9 protein-coding genes are annotated in these 13,153 nt (G+C 71.6%); 3 read left to right on the plus strand and 6 right to left on the minus strand.

Annotation, left to right across the window (positions count from 1 at the left end; translation table 11 throughout):
- Positions 1-18: 18 nt before the first annotated feature.
- The 5 genes from FB471_RS32205 to FB471_RS32225 form a co-directional block, all read right to left on the minus strand.
- Entirely contained in the window at positions 19-1,182 is a 1,164-nt protein-coding gene (locus FB471_RS32205; protein ID WP_142003582.1) for a lactate 2-monooxygenase, read from the minus strand.
- A gap of 42 nt (positions 1,183-1,224) precedes the next feature.
- Positions 1,225-3,729 (minus strand): N,N-dimethylformamidase beta subunit family domain-containing protein, encoded by a 2,505-nt coding sequence (locus tag FB471_RS32210; protein ID WP_142003583.1) that lies wholly within the window; start codon positions 3,727-3,729, stop codon positions 1,225-1,227.
- A 42-nt stretch (positions 3,730-3,771) separates the two neighbouring features.
- Entirely contained in the window at positions 3,772-5,547 is a 1,776-nt protein-coding gene (locus tag FB471_RS32215; protein WP_142003584.1) for a GMC family oxidoreductase N-terminal domain-containing protein, read from the minus strand.
- The gene (locus tag FB471_RS32220) at positions 5,547-6,440 is read right to left on the minus strand and encodes a hypothetical protein (protein ID WP_142003585.1); all 894 of its coding nucleotides are present in this window, start codon (positions 6,438-6,440) and stop codon (positions 5,547-5,549) included. Before FB471_RS32220 ends, FB471_RS32215 begins: the two co-directional genes overlap by 1 nt.
- A gap of 139 nt (positions 6,441-6,579) precedes the next feature.
- On the minus strand, positions 6,580-7,860 hold the full coding sequence (locus FB471_RS32225; protein WP_142003586.1) for a PucR family transcriptional regulator: 1,281 nt from the start codon (positions 7,858-7,860) through the stop codon (positions 6,580-6,582).
- A gap of 120 nt (positions 7,861-7,980) precedes the next feature.
- Here FB471_RS32225 and FB471_RS32230 point away from each other — a divergent pair, with 120 nt between their 5' ends.
- On the plus strand, positions 7,981-9,222 hold the full coding sequence (locus tag FB471_RS32230; protein ID WP_142003587.1) for a Bcr/CflA family multidrug efflux MFS transporter: 1,242 nt from the start codon (positions 7,981-7,983) through the stop codon (positions 9,220-9,222).
- Between the two features lies 1 nt (position 9,223).
- Here FB471_RS32230 and FB471_RS32235 read toward each other — a convergent pair whose 3' ends face one another.
- On the minus strand, positions 9,224-10,459 hold the full coding sequence (locus FB471_RS32235) for an NAD(P)/FAD-dependent oxidoreductase (protein ID WP_142003588.1): 1,236 nt from the start codon (positions 10,457-10,459) through the stop codon (positions 9,224-9,226).
- A 197-nt stretch (positions 10,460-10,656) separates the two neighbouring features.
- Between FB471_RS32235 and FB471_RS32240 the strand changes: the two genes are divergently transcribed.
- Together FB471_RS32240 and FB471_RS32245 are read left to right on the plus strand one after the other, a co-directional pair.
- Positions 10,657-10,863 carry a hypothetical protein gene (locus FB471_RS32240; protein WP_142003589.1) on the plus strand — a complete coding sequence of 69 codons (207 nt, stop codon included), beginning with the start codon at positions 10,657-10,659 and terminating at the stop codon, positions 10,861-10,863.
- A 52-nt stretch (positions 10,864-10,915) separates the two neighbouring features.
- Positions 10,916-12,910 carry an SDR family oxidoreductase gene (locus FB471_RS32245; protein WP_142003590.1) on the plus strand — a complete coding sequence of 665 codons (1,995 nt, stop codon included), beginning with the start codon at positions 10,916-10,918 and terminating at the stop codon, positions 12,908-12,910.
- Positions 12,911-13,153 lie beyond the last annotated feature (243 nt).

The following is a 13,153-nucleotide window of genomic DNA, read 5'->3' on the forward strand; positions in this document are numbered from 1 at the left end:
GTTATCCGCCGCCAGTGGTCAAGACCGCCGCAGCGAGTCGGCACCGAGATCGGCCGGCGTCCGGTTGCCGGACAGCCCCATGGTCAGGTCGAGGTCGGCGAGCACGCTGCGCAGCACGTGCCGCACCCCGTCCTCACCGCCCAGCGCGAGCCCGTAGACGTAGGGCCTGCCGAGCAGCACCGCCCGCGCGCCCAGCGCCAGCGCCTTGAGCAGGTCGGCGCCGGACCGCACGCCCGAGTCGAACAGCACCTCGATCCGGTCGCCCACCGCGCCGGCGATCTCCGGCAAGGCGTCCAGCGCGGCGATCGCGCCGTCCACCTGGCGACCGCCGTGGTTGGACACCACGATCCCGTCCATCCCGGCGTCCGCCGCGCGGCGAGCGTCGTCCACGTGCTGGATGCCCTTGAGCACGATCGGGCCGTCCCAGTGCTCGCGCAGGAAGGGCAGCGCGTTCCAGCTCCGATCGGCGCCGGTGACCAGGGAGATCCACCGCAGGATGGCCGCGGGCGGGTCCTCCTCGGGGCTCTTGTCCAGTAACGCGCGAAAGGCGGGATCGGAGAACGGCACGGCCACGCCCTCACCGCGCAGGAACGGCAGGTAGGCCCGGTCCAGGTCGCAGGGTCGCCACGCCAGGGTCCAGGTGTCCAGGGTGACCACCAGGGTGGTGTAGCCGGCTTGCTTTGCCCTGCCGAGGATGCTCGCGCAGACATCGGGGTCGTGCGGCCAGTAGAGCTGGAACCAGCGCGGGCCGTCCCCGCTCGCCGTGGCGACCTCCTCGATCGTGCTGGAGGAGGCCGTGGACAGCACCATCGGCAGGCCGAGCCCGGCCGCGGCCCGCGCGGTCGCCCGCTCCGCCTCCGGATGCATGATCGACTGCACCCCGACCGGGGCAAGCAGCAACGGGGCCGGCATCTCGGTGCCGAGCACCGTGGTGGAAAGGTCCCGCTCGGTCGCGTCGGTCAGCATCCGCGGCACGATCCGCCAGCGGTCGAATGCCTCCCGGTTGGCCCGCGCCGTGGCGCCGGTGCCGGCCGCGCCCGCCGCGTACCAGAACGGGCCCGGCTCCAGCAGCTCCCGCGCCGCCTCCTCCAGCTTCGTCGGGTCGGTGGACAGCAACGGGGTGGCGCCCTGGTACCCCTGGAGATAGATCTCGTTCTGGTAGCCACCGAATCGCTCGCTCACCCAGACCTCCAACGGACGGAACCGACCATACCGGCCGGTATCCTACGGGTCGGGGTACCACCGCACCGGCGTCGGCGGCACCAGCCCGGTCATCAGCGTCGCGGGCCGCACGCTCATATCGGTGAGCAGGTTCACGGTGGCCTGCCGCAGCACCGTCGAGGTGTTGTCGCCGCCCGCCTGGTAGGTGTTGGCCGCGTCCACCCCCAGCGCCCAGTTGACCGTTCCGGTGCCGAAGGTGATCCCGCCCGCGGAACCCGATGGCTGCACTACCAGCCGGTGGGTGACCCGGCCCGAGCCGTACTCGTCACCCGCGTCGGTGAGCACCAGCGCGTTCACCTGGTAGGTGGCGCTCGAGCAGTAGGTCGCCTCGGGATGCGGGTCGGCGAGGTACCGGCCGCCGGTGGTGGAGACGCCTTCCGGGCCGTAGGTGTCCCACTCGAACCCGAGGATCTGGCCCGGCGAGGTCCACGATCCGGAGCTCAGCTCGGCGACCGGGGTGTCACGCCACAGCGGGGTCGCCGAGTAGCCGCCCGCCACCGGCACCACGACCGGGCGGAAGTCCGGGCCGTTCACGCAGAAGATGGTGCCGGTGAAGCGGTTCTCCGGGTCGTCGCCGCCCTCGCCGGAGCCGTCCGGGTCCCGCCAGGTTCCGGTCCACTCCGGACGGTTGCCGCCGCGGCCGTTGATGGTGGACTTCTGGCACTCCCACCGCCGGGGCCGGCCCTCGTCGTCGCGGCGGTCCCCGACGGCACGCCAGAACACCTCGTTGCCCGCGCAGCTGAACACGCTCAGCCCGCGTTCCTTGGCCGCCTCCCACCCGGACCGCATATCCGCCGACCAGTACTCGTTGTGGCCGACGAACATGGCGGCGGACACCGTCCGCAACAGGTCACCGTCCGGGTCGCCTGCCGCGTCCAGGCAGGAGTAGTACTTGACGTCGTAGCCGTTGCGTTCCAGGAACCGGACCATCGGGTACTCGCCGGTGAAGAAGTTGCTCCACCGCACGGCGCCGTACCGTTGCCCGGTGTTGGCCGCGGCCCGGTTCACGATCGGCCGGTCGTAGTGGACGTAGCGGGCACAGTCGACGGAGTACTGGTTGATCGCGGTGCCGAGGTAGAGGCTGTTGCCGGCCAGCAGCGCGTCGCCGAGGCCGCCGAAGGCGTTGTAGGCCTGCCACGTGGAGTCCGCAGGCATCACCATCAGGTCCGCGGTACGGGCGTCGTCCCGCAGCACGAACGGCACATGGCTGGCACCGCCGCCTTCCCGTTCCAGCCGCAGCAGGTAGATCCCGCTCGGTGCCCAGTGGGGCGGGTCCCAACTCAGGGTCACCGCCCAGGTCGAGCAGTCGGCCGAGGCCGGGGCGTGCCCGGGATCGGCATTGCCCGGCGCCGGCTGCGACCGCGCGGCGGCGAGTTGCGCGGCGTCCGGGGTGAGCACGTCGAGCAGCCGCGCACCCTCCCCGCCGTACCAGCCCAGCCGGTACACCCGGGCCGACCAGTCCGCGCCGCCCTCCTGGGCGATCTTGAACTCGACCGGCCGGTCCCGGTTGGCGCTGAACCCCTCGGCGAAGCCCTGCAGGCTCGCGATGCCACCGAGTTCGGGGTCGACGAGGTCCCATTCGGCGCGTGCGGTTCCGGGCAGCGCGTTCTCCGCTGCGACGATCGTGTGGTGCCGCGAGACGCTGACCGCGGCGGTGGCACTGCCGCCGCCGGAGGCGGTGACGGTACACCGCACCACCGCGAGCCCGGGGGTCGCAGGCGCGGTATAGCCGGGTGTCGCGGTGTCCACATCGGAGAGGCTGCCTCCGCCGGAGGTGATCCGCCAGGCGTAGCCGGTGATCGTCTGCCCCTCCGGCGCGCTGGCCCGCACGTCCAGGCCGACCGACCCGCCCACCAACACCGGCCGGGCCGTACCCGCGGTGACCGTGGGTTCCGCCGGACCGCCGGAGCCGGTGGCGTAGCTGGCCAGGATCCGCGCGTGCGACACCACGTTCCCGTTCCAGGTCACCGCGGTCTGGTACGGGGTGACCCCGTCCACGGTCGCCTCGAGTACGGCGAGCGCGTGGCTGGGGTTGTCCGCGCCACCGGTGACCTGCAGGTCGGCCAGCTCGGTGAACCCGGAGAGCCAGGAGCTCACCGAGCGGGACGGCGCGCCGTCCGTGCCCCCGCCGACGCTGGCGATCAGCAGCCGCTCCCCGGGAGCCGGAATCAGCTCGGGGGTACGAGCGGTGCGGGTGGCCACCCAGACGGCCTGCTCGGCGGCGACCGCGTCGAACTCGCCCCCGGCGATCTCCAGTGCCACCCAGGCCAGCTGGCTGGCGGTGCCCGCGGTGAACTCCCACTCGGCCGCACCGTCCCCTGCCTTGTCGAACAGGTAGTGGCCGAGCCAGTTGACCGTACGGTCCCGCCGCGTCCACCCGGCAGGGGTGCCGAGCGTGGTGTTGCCCGCGACCGCCACGACGACCCGATTGCCCGGGTCCGTCGCGGCGGGCAGGGTCACCGTGACGCCGGCGTCGCCGTTGACCGAACCTGCTTCCCATTGCACCACCGGCACAGCTCAAGCCCCTCTCCGCGTGACCGGTGACCGAGATTACAAGCCCAGCTCCCCCAATCGTGTGCTGATTCGTGAATCCGTGGAGACCACCGGGGATTCCTCGCGCACCCACGGATCGCCGCCGAAGTAGCGCTGGAAGATCTTCTCCGCGGTGCGAGTGGCCAGCGCCTGCGTGGTCAGCGTCGGGTTCGGCCCACCGAGGGCGTTGGCAAGTGCCGAGTTGTCCGCGATGAACAGCCGTTTCACCGCGCGGGCCTCGGCATTGGTGTCCAGTACCGAGTTCCGTTCCGACTCGCCCATCCGCATCGAGGACTGCACGTGCAGGATCAGCGGGGCCCAGTCGATCCGGTACACCTTCTTCGCGCCCGCGCCGCGCAACAGCTCGGCCGCCTTGCGGGCCATGAACTCGCGGTTGCGGTTGGTACGGGCGGTGCGGTTGCGCTGCCGGAAGGTGACCTTGGGGATCGGCCCGTTCTCGTCGGCGGGCAGTGCGGACAGGGTCACCCGGTTATCCGGCTCCACATCGTCGTCGGTGATCACCAGGACGCTCAGCAGCCGGTCCAGCCCGCCGGAGATCAGTTCCTTGAACTCCGGGCCGATCACCCGGCCCGCGGGCCCGTCCCACGGCCCCGTGGCACCGCGCCCGTTGGTGTACTGGCCGCGGATCCCGCTGTCCGAGAGGGTGGTCGCGAAGGCGTTCAGCGCCGGCGGCAGGCCCACGTTCTCCAGGCCGCCGTAGGGCGGGAAGTCCAGCCGCGCGGCCGAGCCGACCCCCTTCGGGTTGCCGGTGTAGTCGTCCATCGAGCCGACCACCCAGTCGAAGAAGTGGTCGGTGTAGCCGCGGCCGACCCAGTCGTTCGGGTTGGGCAAACCGCTGTTGAACCACAGCCTCGGGTTCTCCGTGCAGCCACCGGCCATCACCACGACCTTCGCCTGCTCGCGATGTTCGGCTCCGGACTCGTTCTCCCGCCAGGTCACCCCGGTGGCGGTGAGCGCGCCACCGCGGGACTCGGCATGAATCCGCGTGACGTAGGCGTCCGCGATCAGCTCGACCGGCCGCCCTCCGGAAGCCCAGGCATCCGCGGTCAGGGCCATCGGCACGTAGCTGTTGTCGGTGGAGCGTTTGGCGAACTGGTTGCGGGGCGCGCCGATCGGCCGCATGCAGCCCTGGAAGCAGTAGCCGCAGTGCGTGCAGCCGGTGGCCTGCGGGTAGGTCAGCAGGTTGCGGTCGGTGGTCCGCCCCGCGTTGCCGCCCGGCTGCAGCACCGCGTTCTCCTGCGGCCGGTAGGAGGGTCCCAGGGTGGTCTTGGTGGTCTGCACCGGCAGGCCGAGGGTTTCGCAGCCCCGGAAGAAGGTCTGCTCCTTGGCCCCCATCGCCGCCGTCATCACCGGCGCGGTGGCCTCCACCCACTCGAAGTAGGGCACCATCTCCCCGTAGGAGAACGGGAACCGGTGGTTGACGTCGTACTCGGCGCGGTCCGGCTTGTCGTAGTCGTTGAACACCCCGGGGTAGGCGCGCGGGTAGTTGCCGTAGAAGTGCTGGGTGGTGCCGCCGACCCCGGACAGCTGCCAGACGAAGGAGTTCTGCGACCACTCCCGGAACCACGCCGGGCGGGAACGGTCCTCGGGGCCGAGCCGGAAGTAGCCGCTCAGCGGGTTGTTCGCGTCGTTCTCGAAGCTGGTCCACTGCTCGCGGGGATCGGCGTGCCGTGGCCCGGCCTCCAGTAGCAGCACGTCCAGGCCCTTGGCCGCCAGTTCCTTGGCCACGACCGGGCCGCCACCCCCGGCCCCGATGATGATCACGTCGCGCATCAGTCGTGCACCTCCGTCCGCCCCTGGTAGTAGCCGATGAAGTCGTCCCAGCCCTCCACCGGACCGTCCGGCTGGTAGCCGGTCAGTTGCCAGCCGACCGGGCGGCCGGTGAGCTGCTTGGTGCGCTCGTCGAACACCGCGTACTCGGTGTACGCGCCGAAGGTGGCGAACTCGATGAGCGCGCCGCCGAGGAACTTCAGCAGGCCGGAGACGGAGTGCTTGAGCGGCTCGGGGAAGTGCACGTCCAGCAGGGCGACGAGATCGGAGTCCGGACCCTCGAGTAGCTGGAACACCCGCGCCTTCTCGGCGTAGGACAGCCGGGCGAACGGGGAGAGGAACGGCCCGTTCACCGCCAGCGGGTTCACCTGAGTGGCCAGCAGGTTCAGGGTCGAGGCGATCGGCAGGGACAGCGGAAGGGTCGCGTCGTTCTCCAGCAACGCGCGCAGTGCCTTGTCCAGGGTGCCGAGCTGGACCGGCAGCAGGTCGAGGCCGGGCAGTTCCACCCCGGTGTCGGCGAGGCCGGTGGCCAGTGCCGCGCCGATCGGCTTGGCGAGCTGGTCCGGGAACGGGACGAAGTTGTCCAGCGCGTTCATCAGGAAGTCGGTGCCCTCGGCCTCCAGCGCACCAGGCGTGTCGCTGGGCGTGCCCTGCGCGGCCGAGTACCGGTCCTTACCGGGCACGACGAAGACGGTCAGGCCGTTCAGGGTGTCCCTGGACAGCTCCGCAAGCACCGGACGGAGCAGGCCGACCACCCCGGACAGCGGATCACCTTCGGCGGCCGGGACGGCAGCCAGTGCGCTGCGCGGCAGCAGGCCGCCGGCGCCGACGGCGGCACCGAGCAGGCCGATGCGCGCCAGGAACGCCCGGCGCGCCAGCGGGGGTTTGGAGTTCATCGTCGCTTCTTTCGCGTGGTGGAGTAGCCAATCCGACACACTGTGCTTATCAGCCGAATGGGCCAGTAGCACTAGGCCGAATGCCCAAAATGTCCCGAATCGTAGTGTGCAAGCTCACAGCACTTGATCCGACACCGGGCTACTCAGCTCCGGAGCGTGTCTCGCCAGGACGCCCGAGCTGCGACGACCGCTCGCACGGGCCTGACGGCCCGCGGTCGCTGGACCGTGCCGAACAACCCTCACCCGTACGCAAGTCGTGCGCGATCAACGCGAGGGACAGCGCCAGCCCGCCCCGGTACTCGTGCGGGGCATGCCCGAGCAGACTTTCCAGCCTGCGCAACCGGTTCAGCACGGTATTGCGGTGGCAGTACAACCGCGCCGCGGTGGCCGCGGCGGAGCGGTTGGTCTCCAGCCACGCGGTCAGCGTCTCCAGCAGCACCGCGCACTCGGCGGCAGGCAGCCGTAGCAGCGGACCGAGCACCACCTCCACCAGCCGGTCGGCCAGCTCGGGCGAGCGTGCCACGAGCGCCTCCGGGAGGCGTTCGTCCAGCACGGCCAGGCCCGCCTCCCCCGGCGGCAGCGTGCGCAGCGCGAGCAGGGCGAGGTCGTGTGCCGTACCGACCTCGCCGAGCCCGTGCACGTCCGGGCTGACCCCGACCCTGGCCCGCACCCCGCCACGCAGCAGTTCCAGCACCGAGCCCACGTCCCTGCGTTCCAGCGCGACCAAGCCGACCAGCGTCTGCGCCCGCGGCTGCCACACCGAGCGCACCCCGTGCACCGCGAGGGTGTCCTGCGGCGTGGCCAGGCCCGGCGTGCCGTCCGGGGCGAGATCGGCGGCCAGCACCACGTAGGAACCCTCCACCGGCAGCCCCAGCTCGGCCGCGGCCTGCTCGGCGAACCCGCCCTCCTGGCCCCGGCCGCGCAGCAGGTCCTCGACCAGCGCGTGCCGCCGGTGCTCGTCCAGCCTGCGTAGCTGCACCTCGGTGTCCCGGTAGGCGCGGGCGAGCGCGGAGGATGCCTCGTCGACCACGGTCCACACCGCGGTCGCCACGTCCAGCATCTGCTCCCGGTCGACCCGCTCGTCCTCCTTGGCCATCCGCACCAGCGCGCGCCAGATCACCCGACCACCGAGGCGGTAGGAGCGCAGCACCGAATCCAGTGGCACCCGCTGCTCGGCCCGCCGGGTGCCGGTGGCCGCGGCGGCGTCGAAGGGCCGCACCCCGGCCGGCAGCCTCCTGCCGAGCAGTTGCAGTACGCGCCGCAGGTTGGTGCGGCAGGAATGGCGCAGCTCCGCCAGCGTCACCAGCGCGGCATCGTGATAGCCCGGGTTCTCGGCGAGGATGTCGGACACCAGGTCCTCGGTCAGCATGTCCAGCTCGTCGGCCAGTGCCCTGGCCATCCGCTCCGTCAGCTCGACCATCACCGTCCTCCTTGCCTCGGACCAGTATGCGTGCCGAGCGAAACTCGTTCGCACCCTGAGGGAATATTTAGTAGGGCTATGCAAGTTGGTGCCGGGCGGGACACGACTGGTGGGAGATGGATGAGCACGTACACGGAGGAAAGACCGGCAACCGACAACCGGCCCCCCAGCACCGTCCGCTACGCGCTCATCCTCGGCGGGCTCACCGCGTTCGGACCGCTGTCCATCGACATGTACCTGCCCGCACTGCCCACGATGAGCGGCGACCTGCGAGCGTCGAGCTCCACGTTGCAGCTCACCCTCACCGCGTTCTTCATCGGGCTCGCGCTCGGCCAGCTGGTGATCGGCCCGCTGTCCGACGCCTTCGGCCGGCGCAGGCCGTTGCTGATCGGGATCACCATCTACGCCACGGCCTCGGTGCTCTGCGCGCTCAGCCCGTCGGCGGAGCTGCTCATCGCCGCGCGCGGGTTGCAGGCGATCGGGGCCTCGGCCGGCATGGTGGTCGCCCGCGCCACCGTGCGGGACCTGTTCGGCGGGACCGCGATGACCCGGTTCTTCTCCATGCTGATACTGGTCACCGGGCTGGCACCGATCCTGGCGCCGGTGGTCGGCGGCCAGGTACTGAACTGGACCTCATGGCGCGGGGTGTTCCTGGTGCTCACCGGGTTCGGCGTGCTGCTGCTGATCGTCGCGGCGCTCGCGCTGCCCGAGCCGCTGCCACCGTGGCGGCGCACGCCCGCCAGGCTGGGTGCGGCGGCCCGGACCTACCTGGCGCTGCTACGGGACCGAGCGTTCCTCGGCTACGCCCTCGCCTCCGGGTTGGTACTGGCCGGCTTGTTCGCCTACATCGCGGGTTCCTCGTTCGTGCTGCAGGACGTGTACGGGCTGAGCCCGCAGCAGTACAGCCTGGTGTTCGGGGCGAACGGGATCGGGATCGTGCTGCTGGGCCAGGTGAACGGCCGGATCGTCGGCCGGTTCCCGGAACGGGTGCTGCTGCGGACCGGTCTGCTGGTCGGCGCGGCCAGCGCGCTGGCGATGGTGCTCGGGCTCAGCCTCGGGCTCGGGCTGATCGCCCTGCTGCCACCACTGTTCCTGATCATCTCCAGCATCGGGCTCACCATGCCGAACATCACCTCGCTCGCACTCACCGACCACCCGCGGACCGCGGGTGCGGCCTCGGCGCTGCTGGGGGTGCTGCAGTTCGTGCTCGGCGGGGTGGCATCCCCCCTGGTCGGGCTCGGCGGAACCTCCTCGGCACTGCCGATGGCGTTGATCATGGCGAGCTTCGGGCTACTCGCGCTGCTGGTGTACAGCCTGATGACCCGGCGCGGGGCGGCGCAGCCGTTGCCCGCGACGGCGTAGCTCAGCCGGCCTGGCCTGCCAGTTCCGCCAGGTCCGCGTGCCGGAGGCGGTCGGCATCGACCGGGATCTGCTGGTCCACCAGCGCCTGGAGGGCGTCCCCGTGCTCCCACACGTTCACGTTCAGCGCTGCGGTCACCTGGCCACGCACCATCCAGAAGGCGATGAACTCGCGGGTGTGCAGCTCGCCGCGGATCACCAGCTCGTCGGCGTCCGGATCGGCCAGCCCGCGGTACTCGCAGCCGAGGTCGTACTGGTCGGAGAAGAAGTACGGCACCCGCAGATACGGCTCGTGTGCCCCGAGCAGGTTGCCCGCGACATGGCCGCCCTGGTGTTTGGCGTTCGCCCAGTGCTCGACCCGCACCCGCCTGCCGTAGCGCGGGTGGAAGTGGGCGGCCACATCGCCGGCCGCGTACACGTCCGGGGCCGCGGTGCGCAGGCCCGCGTCCACCCGGACGGCGCCGTCATCGGCCAGTTCGAGACCGGCCGCGTGGGCAAGTGCCACCCGCGGGGCCGCGCCCACCGCGACCAGCACCACGTCCGCCGCGAGCTCGGTGCCGTCGCTCAGCCGGACCCCGCGCACCCCCTCCGGGCCACCGGTGAACTCGGTGACCTGCGCGCCGAGCCGCCACCGCACCCCGTGGTCGGTGTGCAGCTCGCGGAACACCGCCGAGATATCCTCGCCGAGCACGTCCCGCAGCGGGGCCGCGGCCTGGTCCAGCACCGTGACCTCCGCTCCATGCTTGCGCGCGGCGGCCGCGGCCTCGGTGCCGATCCAGCCCGCCCCGACGACCACCACCCGTTCCGCCTCGGACAGCGCCGAGCGCAGCGCGAGCGAGTCCTCCAGGCTGCGCAGGGTGCGCAGGCCGGGCAGGTCGCTACCGGGTACCGGGAGCGACCGCGGGTAGGAGCCGGTGGCCAGCAACAGCCGGTCGTAGCGGTGGTGCTCGCCCGCGGCGTCGAAGACCTGCCGGGAGCCGAGCTCGATCCGGGTGGCGGCCACGCCCGCCCGCAGGTCGATGTCGTGCGCGGCGTAGAAGCCATCCTCGTGCACCCAGTCCGGTTCGTCGGTGTCGCCCAGCAGCACCGCCTTGGACAGCGGCGGCAGTTCGTACGGGCGGTGCGGCTCGGCCGCCAGGACCAGCACGTCACCGGAATAGCCCTGCGCACGCAGGGCACTCGCCGCGGAGGCGCCGGCAAGGCCGCCGCCGATGATCACGATTCGCTCGGGTTCGGACATGGACGACTCCCTCGGCAAGAGTGGCGCACCTCACTGCGAACACCCCCGACGCTACCGCGCGGCACAGGTCGCGGGCAGCACGGCAGGCGAACGATCCGGGCGGGCAAGGAATTTCCGACAACCGCGTCACGCGGATCGGGCACCTCCGTCTCCCCTGCGCACGCAGCAGAACCCGAGACGGACGAGGGGCGATTGCCGTGACGGCGCGGGACGAATGGGCGATCAGCTGCCGAGACCTTGCCGGCAGGCGACGGGAGCTCACCGTGTTCGTGAGCAGCGACCGCGTGGTACTCGTCGCGCCACCGGGCGAGGCGGCGATCCTCGCCCCATTGGACGTCGGCAGGTTGCGCGCCGCCCTGCGGGACGCGGTGGTGGCGGCCGGGCAGCCGGCCGCGGAACTGTAACTCTGGTGACCGCTTTACCTACTAGAGAGTAGATAGTGTCATCATCTAGGTGATGACGAACTACTTCGTGACGGGGGCGACCGGATTCATCGGACGCCGGCTGGTGGCGCGGCTGCTCGAGCGGCAGGAGACCGGCACCGTGTACGCGCTGGTCCGGGAAACCTCGCGGGGCAAGCTGAGCGCGTTGGCCAGGGAATGGCCGGGTTCGGAACGGCTGATTCCGGTCACCGGTGAGCTCACCGAGGACGCGCTCGGGGTCGACGTCACGGAGTTGCGGCGGATCGACCACGTCGTACACCTCGCCGCGAGCTATGACCTCACCGCCGACGAGGCGACCAACCGTGCGGCCAATGTGGACGGCACGCGCAACGTGCTCACCTTCGCGAGGACCGTGCGCGCAGGCCGCCTGCACCACGTCTCCTCCGTCGCCGTGGCAGGCGACCATCGGGGGCGGTTCACCGAATCGGACTTCGACCTGGGGCAGGGCTTCGGTTCCCCGTACCACGCGACGAAGTTCGAGGCCGAACGGTTGGTGCGGGAGCAGGACGCCGTGCCCTACACCGTGTACCGACCATCCGCGGTGGTCGGCGACTCGCGCACCGGCGAGATGGACAAGATCGACGGGCCGTACTACTTCCTGCCCGCGATCTCGCGGCTCGCCGCGCTCCCCTCCCGGTTGCCGCTGGCCGGTCCGGACCTCGGCGCCACCAACCTGGTTCCGGTGGACTACGTGGTCGAGGCCATGGACCACCTGATGCACCACGAGGCGCCTTCCGGTGCCACCTACCACCTGGGCGCGCCGCGCCCGCAACCGTTGCACGAGGTGTACAACGCCTTCGCCGGGGTGGCGGGGGCGCCACTGATCGGGACCGCCCTGCCCGGCGCCGCCTCGACGGCGCTGCGCGCGGCAGGCGGCAGGCTCGCCGGACTCACCGCGGCCGGGATCGACCGGCTGCCCGGCGGCCGGGCCGCCCGCGCGGCCGTGCTCGCCGAACTGGGCATCCCGCTGGAGGTCCTGCCGCACCTGAGCATGGCGGTCGAGTTCGACACCGCCGCGACGGTGGCGGAACTGGCCGGCAGCGGCGTCGAGCTGCCCGCCCTGCGGGACTACGCCGGACCGCTGTACCAGTACTGGCGCGAGCAGCTCGATCCGGACCGGGCGCGACGCCGGGACCCCCGTGGTGCGCTGCACGGCAGGACCGTGCTGATCACCGGGGCGTCCTCGGGAATCGGCAGGGCGACCGCGCTACAGGCCGCGCGACGGGGTGCGACCGTGCTACTGGTAGCCAGGCGTGCCGAGGAGTTGGACGCGGTGCGCGGGGAGATCCTCGACGCGGGCGGGTCGGCGGCGGCGTACCCCTGTGACCTCACCGAGGACGGCGCGGTGGACGCGCTGGTCAAGGACGTGCTCGCCGAGCACGGCGGGGTGGACATGCTGGTCAACAACGCCGGCCGGTCGATCCGCCGCTCGGTCCTGCGGTCCACCGAGCGCTTCCACGACTTCGAGCGCACCATGGCGATCAACTACTTCGGTCCGGTCCGGCTGGCGCTCGGCCTGCTGCCCTCGATGGAGCGGCGGCGCTTCGGGCACATCGTGAACGTCACCACGCAGGGCCTGCAGACCGACACCCCGCGGTTCTCGGCATACCTGGCTTCCAAGGCAGCACTGGAGGAGTTCGGCCTGGCCGCGGGCAGGGAGACCCTTTCCGATGGCATCACCTTCAGCTCGGTCCGGATGCCGCTGGTGCGCACCGAGATGATCGCCCCCACCGGTTTGTACCGGACGTTGCCCTCCAGCAGCCCGGAACGCGCCGCCGCCCTGGTGATCAAGGCACTGGAGCAGCGACCGCAGATCGTCGACCTGCCCGAGGGACGGGCCGCCGCCCTCGCCGGCCGCACCGTCCCCCGGCTCGCCCGGCTGGCCGCCAACCTGGCGTACAACCTGGTCCCCGAATCCGCACCCGAACTGCGCCACCTCCCGCACCGCCCGCCGTTGGCCGCCCTCGCCGCCACCGCGACCCGCCTCCTCTGGCGCCGCCGCCCCTGACCTCCCCGCGCGTTGCTCCCCACGCGCGCGTGTTTGCTGCTCACGTAACCGTGTTGGCCATTCATGTAACCGAGTTTGCCGTTCGCGTTGGCGAGTTTGCCGCGCGCGGGGAAGAGATGGGGGGATGCGGGAGACGGGGCGGCTCGGGGTTGGGTCTCGGGCACGCCTTCGGCGCCCCGTGAGGCACTGGCGCACCCCGCATCACCCCTGGCAGGCCTGTTCACCAGCGCCAGCACCCCACGG

Source organism: Amycolatopsis cihanbeyliensis, from assembly GCF_006715045.1.
GTDB lineage: Bacteria > Actinomycetota > Actinomycetes > Mycobacteriales > Pseudonocardiaceae > Amycolatopsis > Amycolatopsis cihanbeyliensis.